The organism is Xanthomonas boreopolis (genome assembly GCF_046529185.1).
Lineage (GTDB): Bacteria > Pseudomonadota > Gammaproteobacteria > Xanthomonadales > Xanthomonadaceae > Pseudomonas_S > Pseudomonas_S boreopolis.
Window position 1 is genome coordinate 2590875 of the sequence record NZ_CP097162.1, and the last position, 15952, is coordinate 2606826.

At 67.0% G+C, this 15952-nt stretch carries 14 protein-coding genes and 1 tRNA gene; 4 read left to right on the forward strand and 11 right to left on the reverse strand.

The genetic code is table 11. The features are described from left to right. Positions 1-17 precede the first annotated feature (17 nt). Positions 18-908 carry a LysR family transcriptional regulator gene (locus tag M3M27_RS11590; protein WP_140720613.1) on the forward strand — a complete coding sequence of 297 codons (891 nt, stop codon included), beginning with the start codon at positions 18-20 and terminating at the stop codon, positions 906-908. A gap of 55 nt (positions 909-963) precedes the next feature. Beyond that, a protein-coding gene (locus M3M27_RS11595; protein ID WP_140720611.1) for an IS5 family transposase occupies positions 964-1769 on the forward strand; the annotation gives its coding sequence in 2 pieces (ribosomal slippage) (positions 964-1294 and positions 1294-1769; 807 coding nt in all). Positions 1770-1792: 23 nt separating this feature from the next. On the opposite strand, the gene M3M27_RS11600 is transcribed toward M3M27_RS11595, so the two are convergent. Continuing rightward, positions 1793-2086: a helix-turn-helix domain-containing protein gene (locus M3M27_RS11600; protein WP_140720609.1), complete on the reverse strand. Its 294-nt coding sequence runs from the start codon at positions 2084-2086 to the stop codon at positions 1793-1795. A 107-nt stretch (positions 2087-2193) separates the two neighbouring features. Between M3M27_RS11600 and M3M27_RS11605 the strand changes: the two genes are divergently transcribed. Next, positions 2194-2808 carry a substrate-binding domain-containing protein gene (locus M3M27_RS11605; RefSeq protein WP_177497610.1) on the forward strand — a complete coding sequence of 205 codons (615 nt, stop codon included), beginning with the start codon at positions 2194-2196 and terminating at the stop codon, positions 2806-2808. Positions 2809-2819: 11 nt separating this feature from the next. Here M3M27_RS11605 and M3M27_RS11610 read toward each other — a convergent pair whose 3' ends face one another. The 7 genes from M3M27_RS11610 to kdsB form a co-directional block, all read right to left on the reverse strand. Beyond that, positions 2820-4667, reverse strand: a complete 1848-nt coding sequence (locus M3M27_RS11610) for a tyrosine-type recombinase/integrase (protein ID WP_140720605.1) — start codon at positions 4665-4667, stop codon at positions 2820-2822. Positions 4668-4892: 225 nt separating this feature from the next. Then, positions 4893-4968, reverse strand: a tRNA-Gly gene (locus M3M27_RS11615). A gap of 36 nt (positions 4969-5004) precedes the next feature. Next, the gene (gene pgsA / locus M3M27_RS11620; protein ID WP_140720593.1) at positions 5005-5637 is read right to left on the reverse strand and encodes a CDP-diacylglycerol--glycerol-3-phosphate 3-phosphatidyltransferase; all 633 of its coding nucleotides are present in this window, start codon (positions 5635-5637) and stop codon (positions 5005-5007) included. Positions 5638-5645: 8 nt separating this feature from the next. Beyond that, positions 5646-7484, reverse strand: a complete 1839-nt coding sequence (uvrC, locus tag M3M27_RS11625; RefSeq protein ID WP_434028009.1) for an excinuclease ABC subunit UvrC — start codon at positions 7482-7484, stop codon at positions 5646-5648. 154 nt (positions 7485-7638) lie between these two features. Beyond that, positions 7639-9057, reverse strand: a complete 1419-nt coding sequence (locus M3M27_RS11630) for a hypothetical protein (RefSeq protein ID WP_140720588.1) — start codon at positions 9055-9057, stop codon at positions 7639-7641. Between the two features lie 7 nt (positions 9058-9064). Next, the gene (locus tag M3M27_RS11635; RefSeq protein ID WP_434025739.1) at positions 9065-9535 is read right to left on the reverse strand and encodes a low molecular weight protein-tyrosine-phosphatase; all 471 of its coding nucleotides are present in this window, start codon (positions 9533-9535) and stop codon (positions 9065-9067) included. After that, on the reverse strand, positions 9532-10296 hold the full coding sequence (gene kdsB, locus M3M27_RS11640; protein WP_434025740.1) for a 3-deoxy-manno-octulosonate cytidylyltransferase: 765 nt from the start codon (positions 10294-10296) through the stop codon (positions 9532-9534). The genes M3M27_RS11635 and kdsB overlap by 4 nt, the downstream gene beginning before the upstream one ends. A gap of 172 nt (positions 10297-10468) precedes the next feature. On the opposite strand from kdsB, the gene M3M27_RS11645 reads away from it, so the two are divergent. Next, complete coding sequence (locus M3M27_RS11645) at positions 10469-12640, forward strand: TonB-dependent siderophore receptor (RefSeq protein ID WP_434025741.1); 2172 nt, start codon at positions 10469-10471, stop codon at positions 12638-12640. An 82-nt stretch (positions 12641-12722) separates the two neighbouring features. On the opposite strand, the gene lpxK is transcribed toward M3M27_RS11645, so the two are convergent. The 3 genes from lpxK to M3M27_RS11660 are packed head-to-tail and all read right to left on the reverse strand — an operon-like array spanning position 12723 to position 15948. Then, on the reverse strand, positions 12723-13748 hold the full coding sequence (lpxK, locus tag M3M27_RS11650) for a tetraacyldisaccharide 4'-kinase (protein WP_140720581.1): 1026 nt from the start codon (positions 13746-13748) through the stop codon (positions 12723-12725). Then, positions 13745-15514 carry a lipid A export permease/ATP-binding protein MsbA gene (gene msbA / locus M3M27_RS11655; RefSeq protein ID WP_434025742.1) on the reverse strand — a complete coding sequence of 590 codons (1770 nt, stop codon included), beginning with the start codon at positions 15512-15514 and terminating at the stop codon, positions 13745-13747. Before msbA ends, lpxK begins: the two co-directional genes overlap by 4 nt. Beyond that, complete coding sequence (locus tag M3M27_RS11660) at positions 15511-15948, reverse strand: ExbD/TolR family protein (protein WP_434025743.1); 438 nt, start codon at positions 15946-15948, stop codon at positions 15511-15513. The genes msbA and M3M27_RS11660 overlap by 4 nt, the downstream gene beginning before the upstream one ends. Positions 15949-15952 lie beyond the last annotated feature (4 nt).

Here is a 15952-nt window from a genome sequence, read left to right on the forward strand (position 1 = left end):
GCCAGGGAGCTATGTTGATGGAGTTGCGACACCTCCGCTGCTTTATAGTCCTGGCAGAAGAACTGCACTTCACACGAGCCGCCGAGCGCCTTCACATTGACCAATCGCCGCTTTCCAGAACCATCAAGGAACTGGAAGACGATTTAGGCATGCTGCTATTTGACCGTGACCGTCGCGGAACTCGTCTAACCCGTGCCGGCGCAGTCTTTCTGCAAGACGTGCGCCGTCTGTTCACCACACTGGATCAGGCTCGCGAGAACGTCAAAGCCGTTTCCGCTGGGTATCGTGGCAGCCTGCGAATTGCGGTATCCGATGGCGCAATTGATCCACGCCTTTCCGAGTTCCTGGCGCGTTGCCGCGAAGAAGAACCGGAGATCGAGATTCGACTCTCCGAGGTCCCGTTCCCCGAACAACTGCGTGGATTGCGGTCGGGCGACTTCAACATCGGTTTCGCGCATGCCGACAACACTGGCAGCGGTATCGTTGCTGAAGCCATCTGGCGAACGCCCATCGTGGCGGCACTCCCGGCCCGTCATCCGTTGCTCATCCACAAGGAAGTACCGCTCAATGAACTGGCGCGGTTTCCCTTGGTCATGTGCGATCCGCAAATATGCGAGGGATACTTCAGGGAACTGACCCGCCTGCTGTGCACGCAAGAACATCAACCGAACGTCATCGAACACGCAACCTCGCTGGATGTAATGCTTACCCTCGTCGCCGCAGGCTACGGCATCGGCTTTACTTCTTCGGTCCGGGTGGCGACCTGCCGCCTCCCGAACATCGTGATTCGCCCCTTAGCAGTCGAGTCCGCCATCATCACGACCTATCTACTCAGGCCCGACAGCGAAAGCCCATCCTTTCCATTGGGGCGATTCCTGGCACGCTTGCACGCCCCCGCCGACGACTAAGAGCCGCTAACAAAACTGACTTGAACGCTGGTTCGCAGGTGGCAAAATTGCCGGCATGCCCCGTCGCAAAGAGATCCCCGCCGCGCTGTGGAAGCGCATCGAACCGCTGATCCCGTCAGTAAAGCCTTCGCCCAAGGGCGGGCGGCCGCGCGTCAGCGACCAGCAAGCCCTCAACGGCATCGTCTATGTCCTGCGTACCGGCATCCCATGGGAAGAATTGCCTCTGGAACTTGGCTACGGCAGCGGCATGACCTGTTGGCGCCGGTTGCGCGACTGGCAGGCCGCAGGCGTCTGGCATCGCCTGCATCAGACCCTGCTGGCCGAACTGCGGCGGGCCGACAGGCTGGACCTGAGCCGAGCCGGCCTGGATGCGGCCAGTGTGGCTTCCCCCCGGGGGGCGCGTACACCGGGCCGAACCCGACCGATCGCGGCAAGCTCGGCAGCAAGCGGCATCTGATCGTCGATCGCAACGGCGTTCCCTTGGCGTTCTGTGTGACCGGAGCCAACCGGCACGACTCGGTGGTCTTCGAGGCACTGGTCGATGCCTTGCCGCCGATCGCCGGCAAGCCCGGGCGTCCACGGCGTTTGCCAGGCAAGTTGCACGCCGACAAGGCCTACGATATCGATCGCTGCCGCGCGCATCTCAAGCAACGGGGCATCACCCCCCGCATCGCTCGCAAGGGGATAGAGCGCAACGACCGATTGGGGCGGCATCGCTGGGTGGTCGAGCGCACGCATGCCTGGTTCGCCGGAATGGGCAAGCTGCGCATCCGCTTCGAGCGGCGCGTCGACATCCATCTGGCGTGGCTGTCGCTTGCCTGCTCGATCATCTGCCTACGGAATCTTCCGGAGTTTTGTTAGCGACTCTAAGCCTCGGAGACCGTTCACGGCTTCTCTCCGGAACGAAGGTTGCTTTCCGTAGCAGCCATCAGATCGGCCGCGCTTTTATCCAAAGCCCCAGCGATTCTCAGGATCATCGCCAAGGTTGGCATGTGCTCTCCGCGCTCAATCTTGCCCAAGTGAGAACGCTCGATCCCAGCCCGGACGGCGAACACATCCTGAGCAATGCCTTGTTCCAGCCGGGCAGCACGAACGGCATGGCCGAAGGCCATTGCAGGTTCAGCTTCGTAGGTGGGTGTGCCGGCTGGACGGCCTCGTTGGACTGAGCGCTTTTGCATTAGCAAAAGCGTCGAATATCTGGGTAAATTAAACCACGTTAACTTTAACTCTTGCTATGATATTTGCCTGTTTTTACGCATCTAACACTCCTTCCCTGGAGGGGGCCATGAGCACCTCCCAACGGTCTATAACGCTGAAGCTCGCAGCCTCGCCCGGCGCGCTGTCCCCGCTGCTGGCGAACCTGCTCGCGCTGCAACGCGCAGAAGAACCTGAAACGCAGGTGCTGCTGGAGGAAGCGCCCCCCGAGGACCTTCTCCATGGACTGGGCAGCGGTCGCTACGACTTCGGCATCACATGGACGACGTCAGCGGAACCATCTCTACGCAGCCAACCGCTCTGGAACGAAGAATTGGGCATCGCTGTTCCTTCGCGGTCGCCCCTGCTCGTGCATGCGGCTATTCCATCGGAAGCACTTCAGCTCTATCCCCTGATCCAGGCCTGCATTGCACTGAGCGATGACCTACTGAGGCAGTTGGACTGCCCACTCCAGGATGCCTCTTCGTTCGAGTTGATGGCAGCCCTGGTCGCCGCAGGCTACGGTATCGGTGTAGCACCGCGCTCGCGCATTTCGCAGGCGCACGGCTGGGGCATCGTCTGTCGCCCTTTGGCTGGCGGGCCTCATTCCGTCAGGGTACAGTTGCTGCGGGCCGGCTCCAAGCAAGAGCCGGCCGCAGACCGTTTCGCGGAGCGCGCAGCGAAGATCACGGCCGCAGACCACTGAACCCGACAGGATCATTGGTAGCAGACTGCCTCGCGAACTACGCGAGCCGCTTCCTGAAGCGTGCCAGGCGTCACCGCTTCGATCGGGGAGCGACCGCCCAGCCGCTCCTGCGGCGCGACCAGTACACGATAGAGCCGCCACATATCCGGGCCGCCGTCCTCCACAGACCGAATCGCTTCCCAAGCCAGCTTCTGCTTGACGGGATCGAGCTGCCAGTCGGGGATGCGTTGCCCGCGGTTGCCCAGGCTCAGCGAGAGTAACTTGCCGGCCTTGATCTCGCGGTTGATCTGGTCCTTGGACCTGCCAGCCAGCTTGGCGAACACCGGAACCGGCAGCTTGTCCGGCGCTTCGTAGATGCTCAGCATTTCCTGACGCTCGCGTTGGATGTCCGAGATGGCTGGTTCTTCCTCCGGCTCCGGCTCACGCAGGGGCGGCAACGGCGACAGCCGCTCGAACACCGGGCCGCTGGCGTTCGCTCCAACCATGGTGGGCGACACCATCGCCGAGGTCGTGACGTCCCCTGCGGCCTCCGGCAAAACCAGCATCGAGTCCGCCTCGCCGCCGACGACCGTGGGCACGCCTTCGATATGGATCTTCAGGTGTGTGCTGGCGGCCTCGACATGCCCCTGTTCCAGCAGGTCCAGCCGGTCAGCCCAGTCCTGCATCATGCGCCGGCGCGGCTCAACGTACAGGGCATGGTTGTAGGCAGCGCTGACCCGGTTGGGGTCCGAGTGCGAAAGCTGGGCGTCCACCCAGAGCTTCGGGTAGCCGATTTCGTTGAGCGCCGTGGAGATCGTCCCGCGGATGCCGTGGCCGGTCAGCAGGTCCTTGTAGCCCATGCGCGTCAGGGCGCTGTTGAGGGTGTTCTCGCTGATCGGCTTCTTCAGGTCGCTGCGGTGGGCAAGCAGGTGCTTCTGGGCGGGCTTGACCAGTTCCAGCAGGAAGCGGGCGATCTCGATGGCCTGGGCGGACAAGGGCACGATGTAGGGCGGGATGTCCTGCGGGCGCTTGTTGTGCTTGCGCATGTCGTCCTGCAACTGCTTGACGACTTCGGGCGGGATGATCCACAGGCCCTGGTCCAGGTGAAACTGGGCCGGCTCGGCGAACCGCAGTTCCCCGGTCCGCACGCCCGTCAGGAACAACAGCCGGATGCCGAGTTGGGTGATGAGCTGGCCACGGTAGCGACGCAGCCTGTGGAGCAGATCAGGGATTTCCGGCAGCCGGAGATAGGGATTGTTCACGACCGGCGGCTTGGGCTTGGCCACCACATCCAGATCGGTGGCCGGATTGTTCTCCAAGCCCGGAACCTTCACCTTGGCGTAGCGGAACAACTGGTTGAGCCAGGTGCGCACCTTCTCGGCCGTTGTCAGCGCATCGCGTTCCTCGATCTTCTTCAGCACTTCCTCCAGATCCGTGCTGCGCACGTCGGTCATCGTCATGATGCCGAGCCGAGGCAGCACGTCCTTCTTAAAGATGCGCTGGATCTGCGACAGGGTGCTGTTGCGTCCCTCCTTGAGTTCCAGCGTGCGCTGTTCGAGCCAGCGGAGGTAGACCGCCTTGAAGCTGTTTTCGTCGGCCAGGCGGACGGCCTGACGCTTGCGCTTGCGATCGACCTTGGGGTTGATGCCCTTGGCCAGCAGGGCGCGGGCCTTGTCGCGCTCCTCGCGGGCCTCCCGAAGGCTGACCTCGGGATAGGTGCCCAGCGACATGCGCTTTTGCTTGGAGGCCCAGTAGTAGCGGAAATGCCACGCCTTGCAGCCGGTGTCGGACACGAACAGCCCGAGGCCGTCGAAGTCAGGGAGGGAATAGTCTTTGCCGGTAGCCTTCGCCTGCCGGACGACGAGATCTGAGAGTGCCATGCTCAAGCTCCTGAACGTGAGTCAGGTGCTCGATGCTGTTCCCGTCGAACGCGCTCCCCCAGCAACAATCCGGCTTCACCGCTTCCGTAAAGATGGCCTCAAAAATGGCCTTAAACGTCGTGGCTGTAGCTGGATTTCAGTAGATGTCGCTGGAACGAAAAAAGAGGCCTTCGCCTCTTTTTTCAGGGATTTACAGACGTCCGTAGAGGTCCATAGATCCAAAATTGGAGCGGGAAACGAGACTCGAACTCGCGACCTCAACCTTGGCAAGGTTGCGCTCTACCAACTGAGCTATTCCCGCTTGGGAGGCGAAATTCTACATTGAACGAGGAACCTGTCAACTGTTGGATCCGGCTTTTTTTGCCGCTCCGCGCGCCGCGGCCTTCTCGTCCTCGCGCAGGCTCGGCCACGCCGCGTGCAGGTACTGGAACCCCGACCACAACGTGAGGATCGCCGCGATCGCCAGCATCCAGTCGCCGACGTGGAAAGCGAACGTGCCCATCCAGATGCCGTCCCCGGCGATGCGCCCCGGCATCACCGAGTACAACAGGCACAGCAGCGCCACCATCTGCGCGGTGGTCTTGATCTTGCCGATCAACGCCACGCGCACCTTGGCGCGCTGGCCGATCTCGGCCATCCATTCGCGCAACGCCGACACCGCGATCTCGCGGCCGACGATCACCGCCGCCCAGAACGCCATCCACGGCGTGGGATGGCCTTGCACGATCAGGAACAGCGCCACCGCCACCATCAGCTTGTCCGCCACCGGATCCAGGAACGCGCCGAACGCCGAATACTGGTGGTAGCGCCGCGCCACCCAGCCGTCGAGCCAGTCCGTGATCGCGGCCAGCGCGAAGATCGCCGCCGAAGCGAAGTTCGTCCACTTGTAAGGCAGGTAGAACACCACGACCAGCACCGGGATCATCACGATCCGCAGCAAGGTCAGCCAGGTGGGGATGGTCAACTTCATCTGGTTCTCTACTCGCCGGACGCGTCAGGCGTCGGCAACCCGTGCAGGTTAGCGTAGATTCTCGCCGCCAGCGCGGCGTTGACGCCTTCCACACGCGCGATTTCCGCCTCGCCCGCGGCCTTGAGCCCGGCCAATCCGCCGAAATGCTTGAGCAGGTTGGCGCGGCGGCGCGGGCCGATGCCCGGGATGTCCTCCAGCTTGCTGGTCATGCGCGCCTTCTGCCGCCGGCCGCGATGGCCGGTGATGGCGAAACGGTGCGCCTCGTCGCGCACCTGCTGGACGAACTGCAGCGCCGGCGACGCCGCCCCCGGCCGCAGCTCGCGGCCGTCCGGCAACACCAGCGCCTCGTGGCCGGCACGGCGCTCCTCGCCCTTGGCGACGCCGACCAGCGCCACGTTCTCCACCCCCAGGTCGGCCAGCGCGGCCTGCGCCTGCGCCAGTTGTCCCGCGCCGCCGTCGATCAGCAGCACGTCCGGCAGCACGCCGTTCTCTTCCACCGCGCGGCGGAACCGGCGGTCGATCGCCTGGCGCATCGCCGCATAGTCGTCGCCCGGCTCGATCCCGGAGATGTTGTAGCGCCGGTATTGCCCCCGCACCGGGCCGTTCGCATCGAACACCACGCACGAAGCCACCGTCGCCTCGCCCATGGTGTGGCTGATGTCGAAGCACTCCACGCGCTTGAGCGGCTCGGCCAGCCCCAGCATCTCGCGCAGCGCGTCGCTGCGCGCATGCTGCGCGCTCTGGCTGTCGAGTTCGGTCGCCAGGGTGAGCTGCGCGTTGCGGCTGGCCAGCTCGACGTAGCCGGCGCGCTCGCCGCGCACGTTCCACTTCAGCGAGACCTTGTGCTCGGCCGAGGCGCCCAGCGCGTCCTCGATCAGGTCGAGGTCCGGGATGCCGCGGTCCAGCAGGATCTCGCGCGGCGGCGCGTGCTCGGCGTAGTACTGCGAGACGAAGGCCGCCAGGATCTCCTCCTGGCTGTCCTCGCCGTTGGTGCGCGGGAAGAACGCCCGCGTGCCCAGGTTGCGCCCGTCGCGGAAACTCAGCAGCAGCACGCAGGCCTGGTTCATCTGGGTGGCGACCGCCAGCACGTCCAGGTCGGCCGCGCGGCCGTCCACGTACTGGCGGTTCTGCATGCTGCGCAACGACGACAGCAGGTCGCGCAGACGCGCCGCGCGCTCGAACTCCAGCTTCTCGCTGGCCTGCTGCATCGCCTGCATCAGCTCGTCCGCGAGCAGGTCGCTCTTGCCTTCCAGGAACAGCGTGGCCCGGCGCACCGCCTCGGCATAGTCGTCGGCGCCGACCAGGTCCACGCAGGGCGCGCTGCAGCGCCCGATCTGGTATTGCAGGCACGGCCGCGAGCGGTTGCGGAACACGCTGTCCTCGCAACTGCGCAGGCGGAACAGCTTGTGCATCAGGTTGAGCGTCTCGCGCACCGCGGTGACGCTGGCGTACGGCCCGAAATAGCGGCCCGGGATCGCGCGCGGGCCGCGGTGCAGGGCGATGCGGGGCCACTGCTCGCGGGTCAGCATCACGTAGGGATAGCTCTTGTCGTCGCGCAGGGCCACGTTGTAGCGCGGCGCGAGCGACTTGATCAGCTGGTTCTCCAGCAGCAGCGCCTCGGCCTCGCTCCGGGTCACGGTGACGTCCATGCGCGCGACCTGCGACAGCATGGACATGATCCGGGTGGTCTTGGGGCTGCCGTTGAAATAGCTGCCCACGCGGTTGCGCAGCGCCCGCGCCTTGCCCACGTACAGCAAGGTGTCGTCGGCCGCGTACATGCGGTAGACGCCCGGCGCCGTGCTCAGCTTGGCGGCGAACGCCTTTCCGTCGAACTCGGCCTTGGGCATGGAGCGTGCCGTGCCCTTGTTCATGGGATGCGCCGCCCGGTGCGATGCCCGCCGCGTCGCGCAGCGTGCCCGCCCGGGCCGCGCCGCGCCGCTTGGCTGGACGCGCCCCGGGCGGCTTCGCACTCACGGGAAGGGACATGACACGCTCTGGATTTCATTCTTCTATCGGTACGTCGCTCAGCTCGCCGGTGGCGATGTCGTAGCGCAGCACGGCGTGCGCATCGGTTTCGGAAATCCACACCGCGCCGGCCGCCACGGCGAGGCCGGTGGGTCCGTGCAGGCGGCGCGGCAAGGCCACGGTCGCCAGTTCGCCGCCGCCCAGCCGCAGCGAACGCAGGCAGCCGTTGCCGCTGTCGGCGATCCACAGCACCGGCGAATCCGGCGCCAACGCGATGCCCTGCGGGAACTGCATGCGCGCGCGCGACCGCGGGCCGTCCTCGTGGCCGGACTCCCACACGCCCTGCCCGCCGACCAGCGTCTGCACCAGGTCGCCGCGCAGCTGCATCGAGCGGATCGCCGAGCCCAGCGCGTCGCTGACGTACAGCACCTGCCGCACCGCCGCCAGCGCCGTCGGCTGCGCGAAGGCGGCCAGGTGGCCGCTGCCATCGCGCGTTTCCAGCGCGCCGGCCCCGGCGCGCCACGACAGCCGCCTGTGCCCCAGGTCGTAGCTCCAGATCCGGTTGTCGCCAGACATCGCGATCAGCACCTGGTTGTCGGCGATCGCCAAGCCCTGCGGGTGGTTCAGGCCGACCGCGCCCGGCTGCGCCACGATCCCGTCCACCGGTTCGCCGGCCCTGCCGTTGCCGCACAGCGTGTCGACCTGCCCGTTGCGCAGGTCGATGCGGCGCAGCGCATGGTTGCCGGTATCGGCGACGTAGAGCACTTCGCGCTCCAGCGCCAGGCCGTGCGGCCGCTTGAAGGCGGCCTCGCCGGTGCCGCCATCGATGAAATCGGCGGTGCCGGTGCCGAACTGACGCAAGATGCGGCCGCCGTGGCTGCATTCCAAGATGCGATGGTGGCCGCTGTCGGCGACGTAGAGCCGATCCGGCGTCGCCACCAGGCCGGTGGGAAAGCGCAGCGGCAGCCTCGGCTCGGGATTCAGCTCGCGCGCGCCGCGCGGGTCGTCGTCGCCGGACAGGGACTGGTCCTCGCACAGCGCCTGCAGTGCGCGCTCCAGCTCGCCTCCGGTCCCGACCAGGCGCTGCCGTTCGCGGCCCTGCGCGTCGAGCAGGACGACGGTCGGCCAGGATTCGATGCGGAACCGGCGCCAGGTTTCCCAGTCGCTGTCCAGCAGCGCCGGCGCATCGATTCCCTGGCTGCGCAACAGCTTCAGCGCGCGCCGCGGGTCGCGTTCGCTGTCGAAGCGCGGCACCTGCACGACGATGACCCGCAGCCGCCCAGGATTGCGCGCCTGCCAGTGCGCCAGTTCGGCCAGGCGCTGTGCCGACCACACCGAGCCCGCGTTGACGAACGCGAGCGCCAGTGCCCGGCCACGATGCTCCTGCAGCGTGGAAGGCCTGGCATTGAGCCAGGTCGGGAATTCCGGGAATTCCGGCGCGAGCTGGGCGTTCATGCGTCGATTATGCCCGGTTGCCGGCGAACCGGCCCACGGTCGCGGCGGCCGCGCGGTCGACCAGCCGCCATACCCGCTCGAAGTCCTCCGCGCCGCCCGTGTAGGGGTCCGGGATGTCCGCGCGTTCCTCGATGCCGGCCCACGGCAACCACAGCACCACCTTGTGCCGGTGCTCGGCGGGGGCGATCCGCAGCAGGTCGCGGCGGTTGTTGGCATCGGCGCACAGCAGCCAATCGAAGGCCTCGAAGTCCTTCGGCCGGACCTGCCGCGCGCGCAATCCGGAGATGTCCACGCCGTGTCCCAGCGCGCAACGGATCGCGCGGCGGTCCGGCGGCTCCCCGGCGTGCCAACCGCCGGTGCCGGCCGAATCGACCTCGACCACGTCCGACAGCCCTGCCCCGGCGATCCGCGCCTGCAGGGCGCCTTCGCCCATCGGCGAGCGGCAGATGTTGCCCAGGCACACCACCAGCAGCCTCATCGGGCCGCCAGCCGCGCCTCGGCGCGCTCCAGGTCCTGCGGCGTGTCGATGCCCGGCGGGAACTGCTCCGGCGTCAGCGCGACCGCGATCCGGTACCCGGCTTCCAGCACCCGCAGTTGCTCCAGCGATTCGATCCGCTCCAGCGTACCGGCCGGCATCGCCGCGAACCGGCGCAGGAAGCCGGCGCCATAGCCATAGATGCCGATGTGCCGGAGCCACTCGCCCTCCGGCTTGCGCTCGCGCGAGACGGCAAAGCCATCGCGATGCCAGGGAATCGTGGCCCGGCTGAAGTACATCGCATCGCCGCGCGCGTTGCGTACCAGCTTGACCACGTTCGGGTCGAACAGCTCATGCGCATCCTCGATCGGCGTGGCCAGCGTGGCCATCTCGGCCCCCGAGCTGCCCAGCAGCTCGGCCACCGCGCGGATGCCCGACGCCGGCGCGAACGGCTCGTCGCCCTGCAGGTTCACCACCCGCACGTCATCGGCCCAGCCGGCGATCCGCGCGCATTCCGCCAGGCGGTCGGTCCCCGAAGCGTGCGTGGACGCGGTCATCGCCACGTGCACGCCTTCGATGCCCGCCACCGCTTCGGCGATCCGCGCGTCGTCGGTGGCCACCCAGACCGCCTGGGCGCCGGCCGCCAGGGCGCGCTCGGCCACATGCTGGACGAGCGGCCGGCCGCCCAGCAGGCGCAACGGTTTGCCCGGCAGCCGCGAGGCGGCATAGCGGGCGGGAATGGCGACGACGAAGCGCTCAGCCATGGCGCCGGCCCATTCGGAACGCTTCCTTAACAAAGTACATCCGCATCGATTGCATCCACCTAGGCGTTTAACTGAGAATAATTTTCATTCGTTGTCGCATTTGGAGGCGACGACGACGGAACCCCGGCCGTCACGGCGGGAACCAGCATTCCCCCAACATTCTATAGACCCCATGACTTCGAACGCTCCGGGCCCGGCCTCCGCCGTGCCGCTCCTGCAGACCGCCCTGCGCCGCAATGCGCTGTTCCTGCCGATGCTGGCCGCCCTGGCCGCGCCCTTGGCGGCCCGGGCGGAAGCCGTCGCCGACGCCAAGACGCTGGACTCGGTCAAGGTGACCGCCGAGCGCCAGGACGGCTACACCGTGCGCGAGACCAGCACCGCCACCAAGCTGGCCCTGTCACCGCTGGAAACCCCGCAGTCGGTCAGCGTGATCGGCCGCCAGCAAATGGACGATTTCGCGCTGAACAGCGCCATCGACGTGCTGGATCAGGCTGCCGGCGTGCAGGTCGAAAAGATCGAGACCGACCGCGCCTACTACACCGCGCGCGGCTTCGACATCACCAACTTCCAGGTCGATGGACTGGGCCTGCCGTTCACCAACGGCGGCAGCGAGGGCGACATCGACACCGCGATCTACGACAGGGTCGAAGTGTTGCGCGGCGCCAACGGCCTGCTCTCCTCGACCGGCAATCCGTCGGCGACGATCAACTTCGTCCGCAAGCGCCCGACCGGGGACACGCAGGGCAGCGTCGCCGTGGGCGGCGGTTCGTGGAGCAACTACCGCGTCGATGCCGACCTGTCCGGCAAGCTCAACCAGAGCGGCAGCGTGCGCGGGCGCCTGGTCGGCGCCTGGCAGGACGGCGACAGCTACCTGGACCGCTACAGCCGCAGCAAGAAGGTGTTCTACGGCGTGGTCGAGGCCGACCTGAGCGAGACCACCCTGCTGACCGTCGGCGCCAGCTACCAGCAGAACAAGCCCAAGGGCGCGATGTGGGGCGCGCTGCCGCTGTACTACACCGATGGCAGCCCTACCGATTACGCCCGCTCCACCAGCACTTCTGCCGACTGGAGCGCCTGGGAAAGCACGGACAAGCGCGCCTTCCTAGAGCTGGAACAGGCGCTCGACGGCGACTGGAAGCTCAAGGCCGCGCTGAACTACCGCAAGATCGAGACCGAGGGTGACCTTTTCTATGTGTTCGGCACACCGGACCACGCTACAGGACTTGGCCTCTATGCCTATCCTTCCTACTACATGAGTACCGAGACCCACAAGACCGCGGACGTTTACGTGAGTGGCACCCTTTCATTCGGTGGACGAACACATGACGTTGTCGCAGGTGTTAACTGGGGAAAAATGAATGCCGACCAGTTGTCCAATTACGACGCAAACGTATGTGAAGACAACTACACGGCACTACCGGATTTGGCCACTTGGGACGGTCATTTCTCGAAACCCAGCTTCAATGGCTGCTCCGATGGCGCCAACTTCGACATGACCCGCAAGACCGCCTACGCGACGGTCCGCTGGAACCTGAGCGACCGGTTCAAGCTGATCACCGGCGTGAACTACACCCATGCGGAAAGCGGCGGCGAGAACTACGGCAGCGCGCACGCCTACGACGACAGCAAGACCACCCCGTTCGTCGGCGCGGTCTACAACTTCGACCCGAACTACGCGCTGTACGCGAGCTACGCGGAGATCTTCAATCCGCAGACCGAACTGGACACCAACTTCCGCGTGCTCGATCCGGTCAAAGGCAACAACGCCGAACTCGGCATCAAGGGCCAATGGCTGGATGGCCGCGTCAACGGTGCGTTCGCCTTCTTCCGCGCCAAACAGGACGGCGTCGCCGAAGCCGGCGACATCATCAACAACATCCAGACCTACCACGGCATCAACGCCACCTCCACCGGCTACGAAGCCGAGCTGGCGGGCCAGTTGAACGAGTACTGGCAGATCAGCACCAGCTACACCCAGCTCGGAATCAAGGGCGATGATGGCGAGAACGTGCGCACCTATGTGCCGCGGCGTACCGCCAAGCTGGCGACCACCTACCGGATCCCGGGGCTGGAGCAGCTCAAGATCGGCGCGAACGTGCGCTGGCAGGACGCCATCTCGCGCGACCAGCTCGCCACCGACCTCGACGGCAACGAGATCTTCACCCGCCAGGGGTCCTACGCCCTCGTCGGTGTGATGACCAGCTATGACTTCACCCCGCAGGTCAGCGCCACGTTGAACGTCAACAACGTCACCGACCGCAAGTACATCAACAGCCTGTACTGGGCCCAGAACTTCTACGGCGCCGGCCGCAACTGGTGGCTGTCGGTCAACTACCGGTTCTGATCGCGATGCGCGGCATGCGACGAGGGCGCCCGACGGCGCCCTCGTCCTCGCCCCCCGGGCCGCGCATGGCGGCGCAGGCGGGTCATTCGCGCGACAGCTTGCCCAGCCTGTCCAGCAGCGCCACCCAGAACGCCGCCGGCAGCTCCGCCTGCAGCGGCACGCTGTAGAAGCCGTCGCCGGCGAAGCCCTGGCATTTCACCGCGTCCTTCTCGGTCATCAGCACCGGCAGGCGGCTGCCGAACTCGAAATCCCCGGCCCGGTAGCGGTGATGGTCGGCGAAGGCATGCGGCACCACCCCGATCCCGCGATTGCGCAGCATCGCGAAGAAACGCTCCGGATGGGCGATGCCGGCCACGGCATGCACGCGGCGCCCGGCGAACGTTGACAGCGGGCAGGCCCGCACGCCGCCGAGCGGCTGCGCAAGCTCGATGCGCAGCCGCATCCCCCATTCGCCGAACCCGACGCCCGCCGCGGCCTGCTCCGGCGAATCGCTGGCCTGGCCCAGGTTGATCACCCGGAAGTCGCATTCGCGCGCGCGCGCGACGGGCTCGCGCAGCGGGCCGGCCGGCAGCAGGTGCCCGTTGCCGTAGCGGCGCTGCGCATCGACCACCTCGATCTCCACGTCCCTGGCCAGCCGGTAGTGCTGCAGGCCGTCGTCGCAGACGACGATGTCGCAGCCCGCTTCGACCAGCGCGCGCGCGGCCGCGACGCGATCGGTATCGACCCGTACCGGTACCCCGGTCTTCCAGGCGATCAGGGCCGGCTCGTCGCCGGCCAGTTCGACCGGCGTGCCGGCCTCGATCCAGCGCGGCTTCCCGGCCTCGTCCCGTCCGTAGCCGCGACTGGCCACGCCGGGTTTCCAGCCCGCCTCCTTGAGCCGGTTGACCAGTTCGATCGTCAGCGGCGTCTTGCCGGTACCGCCGGCGGTGACGTTGCCCACCACCACCACCGGCACCGGCACCTGCTGGCGCTTGCGCCAACCGCGCCGGTACAGGCTGCGGCGCAGCGCGGTCGCGCCGGCGTACAGCGGCTCGAGCAGGCGTGCCGCCAACGGAATCGGACCTTCGCCGTACCAGTACGCCGGCGTGCGCGTTTCGCCCCTGCTCATGCCTGCCTTTCGCGGAACTGCATGCCGTGCAGGTGCGAGTACAACCCGCCCAGCGCCAACAGTTCGGCGTGCGTGCCGCGCTCGACGATGCGCCCCTGGTCCATCACCAGCACCTGGTCGGCATGCTCGATCGTGGACAGGCGATGCGCGATCACCAGCGTAGTGCGATCGGGCATCAGGCGATGCAGCGCATCCTGCACCAGGCGCTCGGATTCGTTGTCGAGCGCGGCGGTGGCTTCGTCCAGGATCAGGATCGGCGCGTCCTTGAGCATCGCCCGCGCGATCGCCAGGCGTTGGCGCTGGCCGCCGGACAGGCGACCGCCCTTGGCGCCGACCTGGGCCTGCACGCCTTCCGGCAGCTGCTCGACGAACTCCATCGCGTTGGCGCCGCGGATCGCGTGCTGCAGCTGCTCGTCGCCGGCCTTGCGCATCTCGCCGTAGGCGACGTTCTCGGCGATGCTGCCGTCGAACAGCATCACCTGCTGCCCGACCAGGGCGATCTGCCTGCGCAGGTCGGCCAGCCGGTACTCCTGCAAGGAATGGCCGTCGAGCAGGATCTGCCCCGATTGCGGGTCGTAGAAGCGCGGGATCAGCTTGACCAGGCTCGACTTGCCGCTGCCGGAGCGGCCGACGATGGCGGTCACCGTGCCGGGCGCGGCGACGAAGCTGACGTCGGCCAACGCCGGGCGCGCCTGGCCGGGATAGGCCGCGGTGACGTGGCGGAACTCGATGAGGCCCTGCGCGCGCTCGATGCGGCGGGTGCCCTCGTCCTGTTCCTCCGGCGCATCGAGCACCACGAACAGGCGCTGCGCCGACGCCACGCCCCGCTGCAGCATGTTCTGCACGTTGGTGAGGTTCTTCAGCGCCGGGATGATCGCCATCATCGAGGTCATCAGCGCGACGAAATCGCCCGCGCTCAGGCGGCCGGCGAGCGCCTCGCGCCCGGCGATCAACAGCAGCGCCGCCAGGCCGATGGCACCGAGCAGCTGCACCGCGGCCGAGGAGATGCCGCGGGTCGATTCGACCTTCATCGCCAGGCGCAGGTTGGTGTCCGCCAGCTGCCTGTAGCGCACCATCTCGCTCTCGCGCGCACCGTAGACCTTGACCTCCTGGTTGCCGGACAGCGCCTGGTCGGCGGCCTGCATCAGCTGCGCGCTGCTCTCCTGGATGCGATGGCTGACCCGGCGGTAGCGCTTGGCCACCTTGTCCATCACCCAGGCCAGCGGTGGCGCCACCAGCAGGATCGTCACCGTCACCGTCCAGCTGTACCAGATCATCACCGCCAGCGCGCCGACCACCTGCAGGGTCTGCTGCACCATCACCTTCAGCGCATCGACCGCCGCCTGGGCCACCTGGTCGCTGTCCGAGCCGAGCCGGACCAGCATCGATTGCACCGGCTCGGCGTCGAAGCGGCTGCCTGGCAGGCGCAGGTACTTGTCGAGCACGCTGACGCGGAAATCGCGGGCGATGCTGCGCGCGGCCCGGCCCATCGACATGTCGGTGATGTACCCGGCCACGCCGCGCAGCACGAACAGGCCGACGATCGCCAGCGGCAGCCACATCGCCACTTCGCGGTTGCGCGCGATGAAGGTCTCGTCGGTGATCGGCTTCATCATCGCCAGGAAACCGGACCCGGCCACCGCCTCCAGGATCGCGCCCACCGCGGCGAGCAGCAGCAGGCCGCGGTAGGCGCCGGCGTAGGACAGCAGGCGTCGGTACGTCCGCCAGGGCGAGTCCTGGACGGGCACATCGGTCGAAACGTTCACTTGTGGCTTCCGTCCCTGTTGACGTCGGGTGCGGTGGCGATGGCGATGCGGCGGAAGCCGAGCTGGCCCAGCACGTCCTGGACCGTCACCACGGCCTGGTACGGCGTGCGGGCGTCGGCACGCAGCAGCACGTCCTGCTGGCGATCCTCGCCGGCCACCTGCGCGATGGTCCGCTTCAACGATTCGGAATCCTGCCGCAGCACTTCCTGGTCGTTGACGAAATAGCGCCCGTCGGCGTTCACCAGCACGCTCAGCGAACGCGGCGGTTCGGGATTCTTCTGGTCGCTGGCGGTCGGCAGCTGCAGTTGCAGTGTGGAACGCGCGTCGAAGGTGGTGGTGACCACGAAGAAGATGATCAGGACCAGGATCACGTCGATCAGGGGCACCAGATCGATGTGCGGCTCGTCCTGGGCGCGGTCGTCGCGGAACCGCATCCGC

Excerpts from the sequence above, each read along its gene's own strand:
- M3M27_RS11590 (WP_140720613.1), top strand. The coding sequence starts at position 18 with ATGGAGTTGCGACACCTCCGCTGCTTTATAGTCCTGGCAGAAGAACTG.
- M3M27_RS11600 (WP_140720609.1), bottom strand. The coding sequence starts at position 2,086 with ATGCAAAAGCGCTCAGTCCAACGAGGCCGTCCAGCCGGCACACCCACC.
- M3M27_RS11605 (WP_177497610.1), top strand. The coding sequence starts at position 2,194 with ATGAGCACCTCCCAACGGTCTATAACGCTGAAGCTCGCAGCCTCGCCC.
- M3M27_RS11610 (WP_140720605.1), bottom strand. The coding sequence starts at position 4,667 with ATGGCACTCTCAGATCTCGTCGTCCGGCAGGCGAAGGCTACCGGCAAA.
- pgsA (WP_140720593.1), bottom strand. The coding sequence starts at position 5,637 with ATGAAGTTGACCATCCCCACCTGGCTGACCTTGCTGCGGATCGTGATG.
- uvrC (WP_434028009.1), bottom strand. The coding sequence starts at position 7,484 with ATGCCCAAGGCCGAGTTCGACGGAAAGGCGTTCGCCGCCAAGCTGAGC.
- M3M27_RS11630 (WP_140720588.1), bottom strand. The coding sequence starts at position 9,057 with ATGAACGCCCAGCTCGCGCCGGAATTCCCGGAATTCCCGACCTGGCTC.
- M3M27_RS11635 (WP_434025739.1), bottom strand. The coding sequence starts at position 9,535 with ATGAGGCTGCTGGTGGTGTGCCTGGGCAACATCTGCCGCTCGCCGATG.
- kdsB (WP_434025740.1), bottom strand. The coding sequence starts at position 10,296 with ATGGCTGAGCGCTTCGTCGTCGCCATTCCCGCCCGCTATGCCGCCTCG.
- M3M27_RS11645 (WP_434025741.1), top strand. The coding sequence starts at position 10,469 with ATGACTTCGAACGCTCCGGGCCCGGCCTCCGCCGTGCCGCTCCTGCAG.
- lpxK (WP_140720581.1), bottom strand. The coding sequence starts at position 13,748 with ATGAGCAGGGGCGAAACGCGCACGCCGGCGTACTGGTACGGCGAAGGT.
- M3M27_RS11660 (WP_434025743.1), bottom strand. The coding sequence starts at position 15,948 with ATGCGGTTCCGCGACGACCGCGCCCAGGACGAGCCGCACATCGATCTG.